The following is a 15,162-nucleotide window of genomic DNA, read 5'->3' as shown; positions in this document are numbered from 1 at the left end:
CCGGGTTCGTGCTATCGGTCGAGCTGCACTGTCACTCGGAGCTCTCCCACGACGGCCGCGACCCCGTCGACATGCTGCTCGAACAGGCGGCCGCCGTCGGGATGGACGCGCTCGCCGTCACGGACCACGACCAGCTCGAGGCGAGCCTCGAGGCCGCCGACCTGGCCGACGAGTACGGCCTCGTCGGTATCACCGGAATGGAGGTGACGAGCGCAGCCGGCCACGTCCTCGCGCTCGGCATCGAGGAACCGGTCCCGACGGGGCTCTCGTTCGACGACACCCTCGACCACATCGCCGATCAGGGCGGCCTCTCGGTCATCCCCCACCCGTTCCAGAAGTCCAGACACGGGGTCCAGCCCCACATCACCGACGAGCAACTGGCCCGCGCGGACGCCATCGAGGTGTACAACTCGCGGCTCCTCACCGGCCGGGCGAACCGGCAGGCCGAAGCGTTCGCGCTCGACCACGGCGTCCCGATGACCGCGGGCAGCGACGCCCACATCGCAGAGATGGTCGGCCAGGCCGTCACCGAGGTCGGTGCGGAGGACCGCAGCCAGGACGCCGTTCTCGAGGCGATCCGGGACGGCCGTACGAGCGTCGTCGGCAGTCGAACCCCGTGGCGGATCTCCTTCCGCCAGTTCGCCGGCGGAGCGAAGCGCCGCGTGAGACGCCGCATTGGAGAACTCCTGTAACGTGTCGCACCTCGACGGTGCCTCGGCCGAACTCGTCCGCGAGGCGCTGGCCGACGGCGACCCGCTCCCCGGAACGATCGGGTTCGCGGGCGAACTCGACGGCACGCTCGTTCGTGACGTGGTCGGTCGCCGCCCGGTGTTCTCCGAGGCCGACGACCCGGGAGCGTGGAGCTTCGATCCGACTGACCTCCGGGAGCCTGCGTCCGTCCCTGCCGGCCACGTCCGTGACGAGACGGGGGAGCGGGAGGTGTGGACGCTTCCCGACCCGGAACCCGAATCCCGGGCCGACGCGCAGGCGGCGGTCACCGCGGCCGTCACGTCGTCCGTTCGGAACCTGGACTCCGACGGCCTCGCCGTCGCCTTCTCCGGCGGCGTCGACTCGGCGCTCGTCGCGGCCGGCGTACCGGACGCACCGCTGTTCGTCACGGGGTTCGAAGATTCTCACGACGTTGCGGCGGCGCGGAGCGCCGCGGCGGCGATGGACCGCGACCTGCACGTCGTGGAGTTGACCCACGAGGACCTTCGGCGCGCGGTGCCGGAGGTCGCGATCGCGACTCGACGGACGAACCCGATGGACGTCGCGATCGCCCTCCCGCTGTACCTCGTCGCCGAGCGGGCCGCGGCCGAGGGGTTCGACCGGTTCGCGTTGGGACAGGGTGCGGACGAACTGTTCGGCGGCTACGCGAAGGTGGTCGACCCCGCGTCGGACCACCGCGTCGACGCGGAGACGGTCAGGGGGGCGCGCCGCGAGACGGTGCTGACGCTCCCCGAACAGCTCGAACGGGACGTGCTCGCGCTCCGCGCGGCAGGTGTTAAACCGGTCGCGCCGCTGCTCCACGACCGCGTGGTTCGGGCGGCGCTGGCACTCCCGGACGAACTCATCGCGGCCGACTCGGAGCGGAAGGTTGCACTCCGCGCGGCGGCCGAGGGACTGGTCCCGGAGTCGGTGCGAGCGGCGGACAAGAAGGCGGTCCAGTACGGCACCTACGTGTCTCGGGAACTCGACCGGCTGGCTCGGCGGGCGGGGTTCAAGCGCCGGATGGAGGACCACGTGGGCCAGTACATCGGATCGCTGCTGGAGTGATGGCGAACAGGTGGTGCGGGCATCCGGACGGCGTTGCACCACACACCCGCGCGGCGCCGTCCGGCGCGTCTCAGGTCACGCCCGGTCTGGACCCCGTTTCGTACTTGAACCTTCACCACGTGCTGTTCACTCCGCGGCGGACACCGCCTCGATCGCCTCGACGCCGAACTCGGTCGTGTCAGCGTCCACGTTGCTCGCGCGGAGTTCGTCGGCGGTGTACCACTCCCACCCGTCCGCGGGCGCCTCGTCGGCGACGACTGGGGGGTCGATCGTCCGGGAGTCGACGCTAGCGAAGTAGATCAGGTCGACGTGCTGGTGGCCGACCGAACCGTCCTTGTGGACGTTGATGTCGTACAGCATCGTGTGGCGGGGGTCCGGGAGCGTCCGGCCGGCCGGCGCGTCGACTTCGGGCGTGTCGTCGACGAGGACCGGGTCGAGGCCGGTCTCCTCGCGGACCTCCCGGAGGCCGGCCTCGTGCGGGAGTTCGTCGCGACCGACGTGTCCGCCGGGAGGAACCCTGATACCCAGTCTCGGATGCTCGTGGAGGGCGGTCGCGTCGCCGTCGACGACGTAGACCGTCGCTGTGATGTGACGGGTACACTCCATACCCGCGGGTCGCGAGTCGGCAACTTCGCGGTTTCGATGCCCCTCCGCGACGGGTCAGAGGACGGACCGGCCGAGAACGTGACGGGGAGAGTTCAACGGAGTTCGACCTTTCCTTCCGCTTCCAGCAGCTCGTGGTACCGGTTTCGGATGGTGACCTCGGAGATGTTCGCCACCTCGCTCACCTGGCTCTGGGTCACCTTCTCGTTGGTGAGCAGCGACGCGGCGTAGACGGCCGCCGCGGCGAGGCCGACCGGGGACTTCCCGGAGTGGACACCCGCCTCCTTCGCCGTCTTGAGGAGCGTCCGCGCGCGTCGCTCTGCCTCGTCCGAGAGGCCGAGTTCCGAGGCGAACCGCGGGACGTAGCTCTCCGGGTCAGCTGGCTGGATCTCGAGTTTCAGCTCGCGGACGACGTAGCGATACGTGCGTGCGATCTCGTCCTTGTCGACCCGCGAGACGTTCGCGATCTCGTCGAGCGACCTGGGGGTTCCAGCCTGTCGAGCGGCGGCGTACAGGCAGGAGGTCGCGACGCCCTCGATGGAGCGACCTGGGAGGAGGTCGTCCTCGAGCGCGCGGCGGTAGATGACGGAGGCGGTCTCGCGGACGTTCTCGGGGAGGCCGAGCGCGGAGGCCATGCGGTCGATCTCGCCGAGCGCCTGCTTGAGGTTGCGCTCCTTCGAGTCGCGCGTCCGGAACCGCTCGTTCCAGGTTCGGAGCCGCTGCATCTTCTCGCGCTGGCGACCGGATAGCTGGTTGCCGTAGGCGTCCTTGTTCTGCCAGCCGATGTTGGTCGACAGGCCCTTGTCGTGCATCATGTTCGTCGTCGGCGCGCCGACCCGGGACTTCTCGTCTTTCTCGGCGGAGTCGAACGCGCGCCACTCGGGACCGTGGTCGATCTCGTCCTCCTCGACGACGAGGCCGCAGTCGCGGCAGACGGTCTCGCCTCGTTCGGAGTCCGCCACGAGGTCGCCGCCGCACTCGGGACACGAGAGGTCCTCCCGCTGCTCCTCGGTCCCGTCTGTCTCGCGCTCTCCTGCTCGTTCGTCCGTGTAATCTCGGACGTTCTCACTCATTATTTGGGGGGGGTGGGTGTGGGTGGGTTGGGATCGGAGTGATGCCTCTCCAACGCGATCGTCGTATAACTCTGTTGGGTCGGAAGCGACTTAACGGTGGTGGCTGATTCCGGGAATATGAGAGCGTAAAGTTACCAGACGGCGCCGGGGTGTCTCAGCGTTGGGTCGATCGGATCCCGAAACGAAGTCGGTCGACGTACACCCCCGCCGGCGTGGTCGACGTCCCGGGGGTGGTCGCTATCGAAACCCTTACTCCCGGTCCGGGGTACCCCACGAACATGACTGACACCTCCGACGCGGGCGACGCCGTCGACCCCGCGGAGGTCCACCACGTCGCCGAACTGGTGCGCGTGGACCTGACCGACGAGGAGGCGGCGTCGTTCGCCGAACAGTTCACGGACGTGCTCTCGTACTTCGAAGCCCTCGACGAGGTGCCGGAGGTCGAGGACGAGCCGGACCTCGTGAACGTCATGCGGACCGACGAGGTCCGCGAGGGACTCGACCAGGAGGAGGCGCTCGCGAACGCGCCCGAGTCCGAGGGTGGCTACTTCAAGGGGCCGCGGGTGTCGTAGATGGCCGAGTACAACGCGATCGTCACGGAGGCGACCGTGGAGGGCGACGACGACGGACCGCTCGCCGGGAAGACCGTCGCCGTCAAGGACAACATCACCACCGAAGGGATCCGAACCACGTGTGGGTCCGCGATGCTCGAGGAGTACGTCCCGCCCTACTCCGCCACGGTCGTGGACCGCCTGACGGAGGCGGGCGCCACCATCGTCGGCAAGGCCAACATGGACGAGTTCGGGATGGGCGGCACCACCGAGACGTCGGCCTGGGGGCCGACGAAGAACCCCATGGACCCGGAGCGTGTCCCGGGCGGTTCCTCCGGCGGGTCGGCCGCAGCGGTCGCGGCCGGGGAGGCCGACCTCGCGCTCGGCTCCGACACGGGCGGGTCCGTCCGGAACCCGGCGGCGTTCTGCGGCGTCGTCGGCATCAAGCCGACCTACGGGCTGGTCTCCCGATACGGTCTCGTCGCGTACGCGAACTCCCTCGAACAGATCGGTCCGCTCGCCTCGACCGTCGAGGACGCCGCCGCCCTGCTCGACGCCATCGCGGGTCCCGACGAGAACGACGCGACGACCCGGTCCGAAGGCGCCGACTCCGACTACGCCTCGGCCGCCGACGGCGACGTGGACGAGCTGACGGTCGGCGTCCCGACGGAACTCGTCAAGGGCGCCGACGACGAGGTGGCGGAGGTCTTCGAGGCCGCGCTCGTGGACCTCGAATCCCGGGGCGTCGAAACGGTCGAAGTGTCGCTCCCCTCGGTCGAGCACGCCGTGCAGGCGTACTACGTCATCGCGATGTCGGAGGCCTCCTCGAACCTCGCGCGGTTCGACGGCGTTCGCTACGGGGTCGACGGCGGCGAGGGCAACTGGAACGAGTCGTTCGCCCGCGCCCGCGAGGAGGGCTTCGGCGCCGAGGTGAAGCGGCGGGTCCTGCTCGGAACGTACGCGCTCTCGGCCGGTTACCACGACAAGTACTACAAGAAGGCGCAGGACGCCCGCGCGTGGGTGAAGCGGGACTTCGACGAGGCGCTCGACGAGGCCGACGTGCTCGCGACGCCGACGATGCCCGTCCTCCCGCCGAAGCGAGGCGAGAGCCTCGACGACCCGCTCTCGCTGTACCTGATGGACGCCAACACGGTGCCCGTGAACCTCGCTGACCTCCCCGCCATCTCGGTCCCGGCGGGCGAGGCCGAGGGGCTCCCCGTCGGGATGCAGTTCGTCGGCCCGAAGTTCGGCGAGGAGACGATCATCCGCGCCGCGAGCGCGGTCGAGGAGTAGACGCCCCGCCTTTTCGACCTCGAACAGCCTCCCGGAGTGTGTTTATCGCCCAGCCGTGCCCGTGTTTCCGACGCACACGACCGAGTGTGCGGGCGCGTTCACGTCGAGCATCGCCTTTGCGTGATCGTTCCTGGTCTGGATGGGCCAGTAGACGGAATGTGAGTGATTTATTACATTCTATTTATGTACTCTCGTTACCTAAATAGATAATAAGGTGTAGAGCACTCCTTCCTGTGCTTCTCGGCCTACATTCAGGTCGTTCTGATTTTTCAGTTCGATTCAACATCGAAGCTCCCGGGAATATTTAGGTAAATATTCGTCGTTATCTCGCCCCGAACAAAACGTCATGTCCGACAACCCGGTCAAGACGTACCTCGCGGAGCACCCGAAGGCATGCGGCGCCGTCTTCATGATGACCATGCTGCTCGCCAGCGCGAGCAACGCAGCAGCGACCGTCTCGGCGGTCAACGGCCCGTAATCAGAATTCGTCGAAGTTCAGTTCGTCCGACCACCGCAGTTCGTGATCGAGTATTACTGGTGTCCGTCGTTCCGTCGCAGAACGTCTGAGTTCCTCCCTTGACACTACGAGTGAATGCGGTGGGCCACCGACGACGTAGTGGGTTCCGCCACCGGCGAAGTGGTCTACGAACAGGCTCCCGACGTTGTAGTTCCTCGTCGTGTACACGCGATGTAGCAACTCGAACGAATCCTCGGAGGGCTTCTCCCGCGTGTTGATCTCGACGAGTGCTGGCGTTCCGCTACTCGCCTGACAGAGCGTCACACCGGCGTCGCCGACGACCGAGTACGCACCGCCGACGACGTGGACCTTCTTCACCACGTCCAGCACGCCGTGGAGGTCGAAGCCGTAGTCGAGCAGGCGCGCCATCGTCCGGCCGGCGTTCGTCGCCATGATGTTCCCAACGTCGGTCGTCGTCACGAGACCGCCGATGCTGCCGGCGTGGACCAGCTGCATCCCCTGCGCGTACGAAGTGCAGGCGTTCAGCAGGAACGCCTTCACGCCCGTCTCCTCCAGCGTGTGGAGGTCGAGGTAGCCGTCAGTACACTTCATGCCCTCGGCGTCGACGTGGCCGACGAAGTGGAAGAAGTCGTGGTCGTCGGCGAGGAGTTCGCGGAGCTCCTCGCGCGCGAGGTCGTAGACGATGTCGATCTCGAACTCGAGGTAGTCCCGGAAGCCGTACAGCTGTTCTGTCTCCTCGCGCATCTCCGCCTCGTTGCAGACGACCTGGACGTCGATGACGCGCGACTCCGAGGCAGGCTGGTCGATGCGCCGGCGGTACGCGCCGACGGTGGGCTTCGACGCGCCGACCGGGTAGCCGTCGCCGATCCAGGTGTGGCCGACGGTGTCGACCGGCTCCGGGGTGACGACCGTCTCGTCCTGGAACGCGGTCCTGTCGACCCGTCCCGTCGGAACGTCCTCGTCGTCCTCCTCGCCGTCGTCCGAGCGGTAGAAGTCGCCGAGCGACTCAGTGTAGTGGTCCCCCGTCTCCGGGACGGACGCGGGGTCCCTGATGGCGGAGAGGTCGTTGACGACGAACGGGAGCAGTTCCGCGCTCGCCGGCTCGGCCGCCATGTCGGTCGTGAGGTGCCAGTCGAGCAACCCCGAGAGGGGGTCGATGGGGATCTCGAGGTAGCGTGCGAGGCGCTCGTCGATCGGCAGGTCGTACAGCGCTTCGGGGTCGATGTCGACCTCACGCTCGACCGCCCGTCGTTCGTGCAGGTCGACGTCGTAGAACCCCTCCGTGCGGACCACGCAGTCGAGCAGGAAGACGTGTTCGAGGAGCGACTGCGCGTTCTCGGCGAGTCGGCCGTCGGCGAGGGAGTGCGAGGCGCCCGCCGCGGTCACGCGGGGGCGTTCACCCGGGACCACCGAGGCGCCGAGGTAGTACGCAAGCGTCGCCACCGTGTACACCGACCCCCAGTCCTCGGGCACTTCGATCGTGACGCCCGTCGACGGCGGGGCGGCGAACGACGGGACGTCCCGTTCCTCACCGAACGCGACCAGCGGCGGGTGACCGCGGAGCGTCGGGAACGACCGTTCCGGCGACGTCGTCGCAAGCGCGGACCCGAACGTCGAGACCGCCTCCATGAGCCCAGAGGGCGACTCGGGCACCGTTACCGTCCCGGCCGGCCGACCGTGGAACGACCGTGCGCCGACCCGGACGGTCCGGGCCCCGTCGAAGCGGAGGTGAGTACGGCCGCCCTCGCTCCCCACTTCGAGCGAGCCGTCGAGCCTGATGTACAGCTTCATCGGCGCGGGGGAGATCTCGAGTTCGTACCGGCCGTCCGAGACGGTCGTCGTCTGCCCCGGCGGGCAGGAGTTGACGAGTTCCCCGTCGCGACGGACGTACACCGAGACGGGCTTTCGGAACGCCAGGTGGTCGGTCTCGAACGCCACGGCCGAGTCGACCGGGAACACGAACCGGTCCGGGTCCGCCGACCGCGTCTCTGCGCCGCGAGTGTCGATACGGAAGACGACGTCCTCGATGTCGTCCTGGACGAGGAGGTCCTCGCCGTCGCGTCCGAACTTGATCACGGCGTTCGCCCGCCGTATCGGCTACGGATGCGACGATCGGCTCGGTCCCGGTCCCCCCGTCGTCTATGCATTTCCCACTATCCGATTCCCGAGATCCGACAAAAACGTTACGTGCATCGGCGGATTCCGCCTCACCGGCGCCAGAACTCCGGCGTGAGACACGCCAGCACGGGGATAATCTCCAGCCGGCCGATCCACATCAGCACTACCATCAGCAGTTTCCCCGCCCCGGAGAACGATCGGTAGCTCCCCATCGGGCCGACGCTGCCGAACCCCGGACCGACGTTCCCCAGCGTCGCCGCGACCGCGCTCATCGCCTCCAGGACGGTCATCCCGTCGTGGACCCGGACCGTGTCGAGGAACAGTACGAGCGTGCCGACGAAGAACAGCACCAAGTAGAGGAGGGTGAACGCGAAGATACCGCGGATCGCGCGTTCGTCGAGGGGACGGCCGTTCAGCCTGACGGGTCTGACCGCCCGGGGGTGGGCCGTCGTGAACAGCTCCCGACGGACGGTCTTGAGGATGACGTACCAGCGGACGACCTTCACCGCGCCGCCGGTCGACCCCGCGGATCCGCCGACGAACATCCCGAACAGCAGCGCGTACTTGAGGGGAGGGCTCCACGCGTTGAAGTCGATGCTCGCGTACCCCGTCGTCGTCACGATGGAGACGACCTGGAACAGCGCGTGTCGGAGCGCCGGTTCCGCGTTCCCGGGGATGGTCTCGATGATCTCCTCCAGATAGGTCGATCCGAACGTCTCCTGGGCCGGGGCTGTCTCGACGAAGCCGGCCCCCGCGAACAGCATCCCCGCGACGACGGCCGTCAACACGCCTATCGCGCCGAGGAACACCCGCCACTCCTGATCCTCGAACAGTCGGTCGGGGTTGCCCGTCAGGGCGTGCCAGAACAGGGCGAAGTTGGTCCCCGCCGCGATCATGAACGGGATGATGACCCACTGGACGGTCGCCGAGAACGCCTCGATCGAGCGCGCTTCCGGGGAGAACCCTCCCGTCGGCATCGTCGTCAGCCCGTGCGCGACGGCGTTGTACAGGTCCATGTTCGGCGCGAGACCGGGCATACCCAGAGGGGGACCGGCGACGTGGAGGCCGTACAGGAGGGTGATCTCGAGGAGCGTGAGCCCGAGGTACGCGCCCCAGAGTACACGCGCGGTCTCGGCGATCCGTGGTGTGAGCTTCTCGATTCCCGGGCCGGGCGCCTCCGCGTCCATGAGCTGTGCCCCCCCGACCGACAGCTGCGGGAGGATCGCCACCGCGAGGACGACGATCCCCATCCCGCCGAGCCACTGCGTGAGTTGGCGCCACAACAGCACCCCGCGCGTATGCGCGTCGAACGATATCTCCCCGACGACGGTCGCCCCCGTCGTCGTGAACCCGGACATGGACTCGAAGAGGGCGTTCGACGGGTGGCCGAGGGTCGACCCGGGGTGAGCCGCGGGGTCGATGCCGGGGATCCCGTGCGCCTCGACCAGGTACGGGACGGCCCCGACCAGCGCGACCATGAGCCAGGTGAGCGCGACCATCAACAGCCCCTCTCGTGCGCCGATGTCCGGGTCCGGGTCGAGCCGTTCGAGCGCGGTGCCGACCGTCGCCGTGAGGAGGATGGTGACGACGAACGGCGCGATGGTCTCCCCGTAGTAGACGGCGACGACGAGGGGGACGAGAAGCGGAACGGCGAGATAGCGCAGAACCGTCCCGACGAGACTGAGACTCGCACGGTAGCGGACGGTGAGCGACCACCCGGTGCGCGACATACAAACTGCCACTCCTGTGAACGGTAAGAAGGCGCCGGATTCCGAATGGGGTGGGACCTACAACCGGGCGGTCAGTTCCTCAGCGACGTCCGCGGGCGCGAACGCGACGACGTGGTCGCCGACCTCGATAACGGTGTCCCCGCGCGGCGTGATGAACGTCCCGTTCCTGGTGATGGCGCCGAAGACGACCCGCTCCGGGAGGCTCGCGACCGACTCGCGGATGGTCTGGCCCGCGAGCGGGCTGTCGGGTTCGACCTCGATCTCGATCACCTCCGCCTTGTGTGACTCGATGAGCGCGACGTTCTCCGCGCCGCCCTCCCGGGTGAACCGCGTGATCTCCTCCGCGACGACCGCCCGCGGGCTGATCGCCACGTCGACGCCGACCGTCTCGAACAGGTCGATGTAGGGATCGCTGTCCACGATCGAGACGGTCCGGCCGACGCCGAGGCGCTTGGCGAGCAGACACGCCAGGAGGTTCTTCTCGTCGGAGTCGAGCGCGCCGACGAGCACGTCGGCGTCGCCGACGTGCTCGCGTTCGAGGAAGTCCACGTCGGTCGCGTCCGACTGGAGGACGACGGATCCTGGCAGGTCCTCCGCGAGGCGCCGTGCCCTGTTGGCGTCCTGTTCGATGAGGCGCACGGAGATGTCCCGCTCCTCGAACAGGCGCGCCACGTGGTATCCGATCTGTGAACCGCCGACGATGACCGCCTTCGTCACGTCGTTCCGCGCGTCGCCGCTGGCGACCGTCGACGCGAACTCGCGCACGCTCCGGGGGCTTCCGATGACGATGATCCGGTCGTCCTGCTGGATGACCGTCTCCCCGGTCGGGATGACGACCTCCTCCCCCCGGAGCAGCGCGGCGAACGTGAGCGAGTCGAACCGGTCGGCCTCCGAGACGGTCTCGCCCGCGACGCCGCTTCCCTCGGCGATCTCGAACTCGGCCATCTGGACCTTCCCCCCCGCGAAAGGATCCACGTCGATGGCCGCCGGCAGGCCGACGACGCGCACGACCGACTGGGCCGTGAGCAGGTTGGTGCACACCATGAAGTCGATGCCGAACGCCGTGTTGGAGCGCCGCCAGGTCTTCAGGTACTCCGTCTCCTTCACGCGAGCGATGGTGAACGCGTCGCTGATCGCCTTCACCGTCGAGCAGGCGACGATGTTCGTCTCGTCGTCGTCCGTCGAGGCGATGACCATGTCCGCGTCCATCACGCCAGCCTCCTCCAGCGTCTCGACGGACGTGCCGTCCCCGTTGATCGTCAGCACGTCGAGGTCGTAGGTCAACTCCTCGCAGCGATCCGGGTCCCGCTCGATGACGACGACCTCGTTCGAGTCGTCGAGGTCCGCCGCGATCGACTCGCCGACCTGTCCGGCGCCGATGACGACGACGCGCACTAGGCGGTCACCCCGTTCATTACGTGGCTTGACAGGCGGGGGCGGTATGAGGGTTCCGGGAGCATCTCCCTAGTCGGCTGTGTCTCATACGAGGCCACCGTCGCTTCGCACCTCCAGTCGAACGTCCCGGTCGCGCCCCTCGAGTTCCCGGACCGCTCGCCGCACGATGCGCTCGGCCTCCTCCTGTACCTTCGGTCGAACCATGCCCAGTACCCGGTCGAACGAGACGAACCGCGGGAGCGACACCGCGGAGGTGTCGGCCGACTCGGCGTCGAAGCGGACCTCGAACGTGACCCGGCAGCCCTCGTCGGCGTACTCGGGCGCAGTCGCGGGGAGCTCCTCGAACGGGTCGATCCGCCAGAAGCCGTGAGCGTCGATGTCCTTCGTCACCCGCCAGTCGATCCGTCGGGGCGGGTCCACCTCGGTCACCTCCGAGCGGGCGGTGTAGGTGAGCTTCCACCACGCGAACCGGAGCGCGTAGCGGCTACCGACGCCGCCGTCCCCGTGGATACGTTCTACCCGCTTCAGATACTCGGTGAACCGCGAGTAGCCCTCGAAGTCCCGCAGGAACTCGTACACCTCGTCGGGCGGCACGTACACGTCTGTCGAGACGACGAGTTCGTCCACAGGCCACGGTCCGCTCGGGCCAAGGTAAGCGTTCTGGGCGACGCCCCGCGGGACGGGAACCGTGCTCGGGCGGATGGGAGCGCGTGACAGGGGGGATTAGGCCCGCCGAAAGACCGACGGGCTTATGAATGTTTAGGCGAGCCAAAAGGCATGCGACGACGAGACTTCATCGGTATCGGCGCCGGGGCGCTCGCGACTGGACTGGCCGGCTGTGCGGGCACGAACGACCCGGCGACCGGAACGCCGACGGACGGGACCACCGACGCTCCGACGGATACCGGGAGCGACGCGGGAACCGAAACGGACGGCTCGGAGGGCGGGAGCTACACGGTGTCGATCGATCCGGTCGGCGAGGTCTCCTTCGACGCGGTCCCCGAGACGTGGGTCGCGAACAACGGGAGCTGGGCGGACATGGGCGTCGCGCTCGGCGTCGAACCGCCGAAGGGTGTCTGGCTCACCAGCCGCTATCACACCCAGTACTACGACGAGGTCGACGGGGTGTCGGTCGACACGAGCGGGATGGTGGACCTGTACCAGGACGGCGTCAGCAAGGAACTCCTGCTGGAACTCGACGCGGACGTCCACGTCATCGACCCGAACTTCCTGATGAACCGCTTCAAGGGCTGGGAACAGTCGGACGTCGACGAGATAAGCGAGCAGGTCGGGCCGTTCTTCGGGAACAGCATCTTCTCGCAGGGGTACGCGTGGCACGAGGACTACCAGTACTACACCCTCTACGAGGCCTTCGGGAAGCTCGCGCAGCTCTTCCAGCGCACCGACCGGTACGAGGCGTTCAGCGCCCTCCACGACGAGTTCCAGAGCTCGCTGTCCGATGTCGTCCCCGCGGAGGGTGAACGGCCCGCTGTCGCCATCGTGTGGGCCGGCGGCGACCAGCCCGATACGTTCTCGCCGTACCTCATCAGCGAGGGGACGAGCTTCAAGCAGTGGCGCGACCTGCAGGTGAGGGACGCGCTCGCCGAGACCGACGTACAGGACTTCCACAGCAACCGCGGCGAGATCGACTACGAGACGCTGTTGGAGATCGACCCGGACGTGCTCCTCCTCCGCGGGCAGGAGGCGAAGACCGCCGACGAGTTCCGGAACACCGTCGTCTCGTTCATGGAGAACCACGACGTGGCGAGTTCGCTGACGGCCGTCCAGAACGGCGACGTATACCGTGGCGGGTCGCTGTACCAGGGGCCGATCACGAACCTCGTCCTCACCGAACGCGCCGCGAGTCAGGTGTACGGCTTCGAGGGCGAACTGTTCGACCGGGGCCGGGTCGCCGACATCGTCAACGGGGACGTCTGAGGCGACCGTGAGAGGGGTGGTGACCGGCCCGCGACGGATCCGAATCGAGGCCGGGACTCGGACTGGAGCTGAACGGCGGACCGAAGCCCTTTTCCTGAATTAGGGCCGCCTAAATGATATGTACTGTCGGAGCGAGGGAGGTCGCTGATGGCCGGTGAGACGCGGTCCCACCGGGTGAGCACCATACAGGACCGCCTCTCGTGGGTCGACGGACCGCTCCTGACCGTCGTCCTCGGGAGCCTCGCCATCGTGTTCGTCTCCGGCCTGATCCAGGTCAGTTTCGGCGCGTTCACGATGTCCATCCCGGCGGCCTGGCGCGCCGTGTTCGACCCGGTCGTCTGGAGCAACCCCCAGTTCCTCTTCCGACTGTTCCTCGGCGACGGCTTCGGGACCGAACTCGCGCGCGTGCTCGGTCTCTCGACGGCGGAGGTCGAACTGTCCCGCGAGTCGCTGGTCGTCTGGCAGATCCGAATGCCGCGCGTCATCGTCGCCGTGATCGTCGGCGCGAACCTCGCGGCCTCCGGGGCGGTGTTCCAGGCCGTGACGCGGAACGAACTCGCCTCCCCCTACATCCTCGGCGTCTCCTCCGGCGCCGGCCTCGCCATCCTCCTCACGCTCGTCGTCTTCAGCGGCCTCTCGCAGCTCCTCCCGGTCATCGCAGCGCTCGGCGGCGCGCTCGCGTTCCTCCTCGTGTACGCCATCGCGTGGAAGGGCGGGACGAGCCCCGTCCGACTGGTGCTCGCCGGCGTCATCGTCAGCACGGTGTTCCAGTCGCTCCAGACCGGGCTGTTCCTCGTCGCCGACGACCTCGGCGTCGTGCAGACGGCGATCGCCTGGACGACCGGGTCGCTCACGGGCGTCGACTGGGAGCAGGTCCGGGTCTCCCTGCCATGGACCGTCCTCGCGCTCATACTGGCGCTCATCGGCTCCCGTCAGCTGAACGTGCTCCTGCTCGGCGAGCGGACTGCCCGCTCGCTCGGGATGCGGGTCGAACGGACCCGGTTCCTGCTGTCGGGCGTCGCCATCCTCGCCGCCTCTACCGCCATCGCGGTCGCCGGTATCGTCGGCTTCGTCGGCCTGATCGTCCCGCACATGGTCCGCCAGCTCGTGGGGAGCGACTACAAGCGGCTCATCGTGGGCTGCATCTTCGCCGGGCCGGCGCTGATGGCGGTCGCCGACGTCGGCGCGCGCCTCGCGCTGAGCCCGGCGCAGGTGCCGGTCGGCATCGTCACGGGCCTCATCGGCGGCCCGTACTTCCTCTACCTGATGCGGAAGAAGGAGGCGCTGGGGGACCTATGAGCTCGCTCGGCGACCCCGACCGCGAGCCGGTCGAACGGCCGGAGGCGGACGACGTTGGCACCTCGGAGCTATTCGTCGACGACGTGGCGCTCTCCTACGACGGTGCTGAGCCGGTCGTAGAGGCCGAGACGCTCGTCGTCCCCGCCGGCGAGGTGACCGCGCTCGTCGGGCCGAACGGGAGCGGGAAGTCGACGCTCCTGCGCGCGATGGCCGGCGAGATGGACCCCGACCGCGGGTCGGTGCTGCTCGACGGCAAGGAGGTCCACTCCTTCGCGGCGAAGGAACTCGCTCGCGAACTCGGGATGCTGTCCCAGGAGAACGTCGCGCCGGAGTCGACGTCGGTGCGCGAACTGGCGATGCACGGGCGGTACCCGCACCGGGGCTTCTTCGAGCCGGTGGACGAGAGCGACGAGCAGGCGGTCGACCGGGCGCTCGAACTGGTCGGCGTCGACGGCCTCTCCGACTGGCCGGTCGGCGACCTCTCGGGCGGACAGAAACAGCTCGCCTGGCTGGCGATGGTGCTCGCACAGGAGACGGAGGTGCTGCTGCTCGACGAGCCGACGACGTACCTCGACCTCCACCACCAGCTCCGCGTGCTCGACGCGGTCCGACAGCTGAACGCCGACCGCGGCGTCACCGTCGCCGTCGTCCTCCACGACATCGGCCAGGCGGCGCGGTTCGCCGACAATCTCGTCGCGCTGAAAGACGGCGAGCCGTACGACTGGGGGCCGCCGGACGAGGTGGTGACGACCGACCTCGTCCGCGAGGTGTTCGGCGTCGAGGCTGACGTCGGCTTCGGACCGGAGGGGCCGACCGTGACGCCCCGGCGCGCGCTCGACGAGGAGTCGGACGGGGACTAGCTCGACCGGGAGTCTGTTGCGCGAGACCGCGGTGAGGCGATACCGGAG

At 68.3% G+C, this 15,162-nt stretch carries 14 protein-coding genes; 8 read left to right on the top strand and 6 right to left on the bottom strand.

What is annotated here, in order from left to right; translation table 11 throughout:
* The first annotated feature begins 8 nt into the window (after nt 1–8).
* Nucleotides 9–692 (top strand): PHP domain-containing protein, encoded by a 684-nt coding sequence (locus HUG10_RS02445; RefSeq protein ID WP_179168042.1) that lies wholly within the window; start codon nt 9–11, stop codon nt 690–692.
* Nucleotide 693: 1 nt separating this feature from the next.
* A complete protein-coding gene (locus HUG10_RS02440; RefSeq protein ID WP_179168041.1) occupies nt 694–1,776 on the top strand; it encodes an asparagine synthase C-terminal domain-containing protein in 1,083 nt (360 codons plus the stop codon).
* A gap of 126 nt (nt 1,777–1,902) precedes the next feature.
* Here HUG10_RS02440 and HUG10_RS02435 read toward each other — a convergent pair whose 3' ends face one another.
* Nucleotides 1,903–2,382 (bottom strand): NUDIX hydrolase, encoded by a 480-nt coding sequence (locus HUG10_RS02435; protein ID WP_179168040.1) that lies wholly within the window; start codon nt 2,380–2,382, stop codon nt 1,903–1,905.
* A gap of 92 nt (nt 2,383–2,474) precedes the next feature.
* Nucleotides 2,475–3,452, bottom strand: a complete 978-nt coding sequence (locus tag HUG10_RS02430; protein ID WP_179168039.1) for a transcription initiation factor IIB — start codon at nt 3,450–3,452, stop codon at nt 2,475–2,477.
* 278 nt (nt 3,453–3,730) lie between these two features.
* Between HUG10_RS02430 and gatC the strand changes: the two genes are divergently transcribed.
* From gatC to HUG10_RS21960, 3 genes are all read left to right on the top strand, one after another.
* Nucleotides 3,731–4,024 carry an Asp-tRNA(Asn)/Glu-tRNA(Gln) amidotransferase subunit GatC gene (gene gatC, locus HUG10_RS02425; protein ID WP_179168038.1) on the top strand — a complete coding sequence of 98 codons (294 nt, stop codon included), beginning with the start codon at nt 3,731–3,733 and terminating at the stop codon, nt 4,022–4,024.
* The gene (gene gatA, locus HUG10_RS02420; protein ID WP_179168037.1) at nt 4,025–5,296 is read left to right on the top strand and encodes an Asp-tRNA(Asn)/Glu-tRNA(Gln) amidotransferase subunit GatA; all 1,272 of its coding nucleotides are present in this window, start codon (nt 4,025–4,027) and stop codon (nt 5,294–5,296) included. It begins immediately after the preceding gene.
* A gap of 346 nt (nt 5,297–5,642) precedes the next feature.
* The gene (locus HUG10_RS21960) at nt 5,643–5,774 is read left to right on the top strand and encodes a DUF7503 family protein (RefSeq protein WP_281375683.1); all 132 of its coding nucleotides are present in this window, start codon (nt 5,643–5,645) and stop codon (nt 5,772–5,774) included.
* On the opposite strand, the gene HUG10_RS02415 is transcribed toward HUG10_RS21960, so the two are convergent.
* The 4 genes from HUG10_RS02415 to HUG10_RS02400 form a co-directional block, all read right to left on the bottom strand.
* On the bottom strand, nt 5,775–7,850 hold the full coding sequence (locus HUG10_RS02415; protein WP_179168036.1) for a hypothetical protein: 2,076 nt from the start codon (nt 7,848–7,850) through the stop codon (nt 5,775–5,777).
* A gap of 131 nt (nt 7,851–7,981) precedes the next feature.
* Entirely contained in the window at nt 7,982–9,622 is a 1,641-nt protein-coding gene (locus tag HUG10_RS02410) for a TrkH family potassium uptake protein (RefSeq protein ID WP_179168035.1), read from the bottom strand.
* Nucleotides 9,623–9,679: 57 nt separating this feature from the next.
* Nucleotides 9,680–11,017: a Trk system potassium transporter TrkA gene (gene trkA / locus HUG10_RS02405; protein WP_179168034.1), complete on the bottom strand. Its 1,338-nt coding sequence runs from the start codon at nt 11,015–11,017 to the stop codon at nt 9,680–9,682.
* 84 nt (nt 11,018–11,101) lie between these two features.
* Nucleotides 11,102–11,644: an SRPBCC family protein gene (locus HUG10_RS02400; protein ID WP_179168033.1), complete on the bottom strand. Its 543-nt coding sequence runs from the start codon at nt 11,642–11,644 to the stop codon at nt 11,102–11,104.
* A 150-nt stretch (nt 11,645–11,794) separates the two neighbouring features.
* Between HUG10_RS02400 and HUG10_RS02395 the strand changes: the two genes are divergently transcribed.
* The 3 genes from HUG10_RS02395 to HUG10_RS02385 all read left to right on the top strand — a co-directional run bounded on the left by HUG10_RS02395 (nt 11,795) and on the right by HUG10_RS02385 (nt 15,114).
* Complete coding sequence (locus HUG10_RS02395; protein WP_179168032.1) at nt 11,795–12,955, top strand: ABC transporter substrate-binding protein; 1,161 nt, start codon at nt 11,795–11,797, stop codon at nt 12,953–12,955.
* A 147-nt stretch (nt 12,956–13,102) separates the two neighbouring features.
* Nucleotides 13,103–14,254 (top strand): FecCD family ABC transporter permease, encoded by a 1,152-nt coding sequence (locus tag HUG10_RS02390; RefSeq protein ID WP_179168031.1) that lies wholly within the window; start codon nt 13,103–13,105, stop codon nt 14,252–14,254.
* Nucleotides 14,251–15,114, top strand: a complete 864-nt coding sequence (locus tag HUG10_RS02385) for an ABC transporter ATP-binding protein (RefSeq protein WP_179168030.1) — start codon at nt 14,251–14,253, stop codon at nt 15,112–15,114. Before HUG10_RS02390 ends, HUG10_RS02385 begins: the two co-directional genes overlap by 4 nt.
* Nucleotides 15,115–15,162 lie beyond the last annotated feature (48 nt).

The organism is Halorarum halophilum, assembly GCF_013401515.1.
GTDB lineage: Archaea > Halobacteriota > Halobacteria > Halobacteriales > Haloferacaceae > Halorarum > Halorarum halophilum.
This window is presented reverse-complemented; position numbering and strand designations above follow the sequence as displayed.

Bases quoted from the DNA above. Each gene is read 5' to 3' on its own strand.
- HUG10_RS02435 (WP_179168040.1), bottom strand. From the start codon at position 2,382: ATGGAGTGTACCCGTCACATCACAGCGACGGTCTACGTCGTCGACGGC.
- HUG10_RS02385 (WP_179168030.1), top strand. From the start codon at position 14,251: ATGAGCTCGCTCGGCGACCCCGACCGCGAGCCGGTCGAACGGCCGGAG.
- HUG10_RS02430 (WP_179168039.1), bottom strand. From the start codon at position 3,452: ATGAGTGAGAACGTCCGAGATTACACGGACGAACGAGCAGGAGAGCGC.
- HUG10_RS02390 (WP_179168031.1), top strand. From the start codon at position 13,103: ATGGCCGGTGAGACGCGGTCCCACCGGGTGAGCACCATACAGGACCGC.
- HUG10_RS02395 (WP_179168032.1), top strand. From the start codon at position 11,795: ATGCGACGACGAGACTTCATCGGTATCGGCGCCGGGGCGCTCGCGACT.
- gatC (WP_179168038.1), top strand. From the start codon at position 3,731: ATGACTGACACCTCCGACGCGGGCGACGCCGTCGACCCCGCGGAGGTC.
- HUG10_RS02410 (WP_179168035.1), bottom strand. From the start codon at position 9,622: ATGTCGCGCACCGGGTGGTCGCTCACCGTCCGCTACCGTGCGAGTCTC.
- gatA (WP_179168037.1), top strand. From the start codon at position 4,025: ATGGCCGAGTACAACGCGATCGTCACGGAGGCGACCGTGGAGGGCGAC.
- HUG10_RS21960 (WP_281375683.1), top strand. From the start codon at position 5,643: ATGTCCGACAACCCGGTCAAGACGTACCTCGCGGAGCACCCGAAGGCA.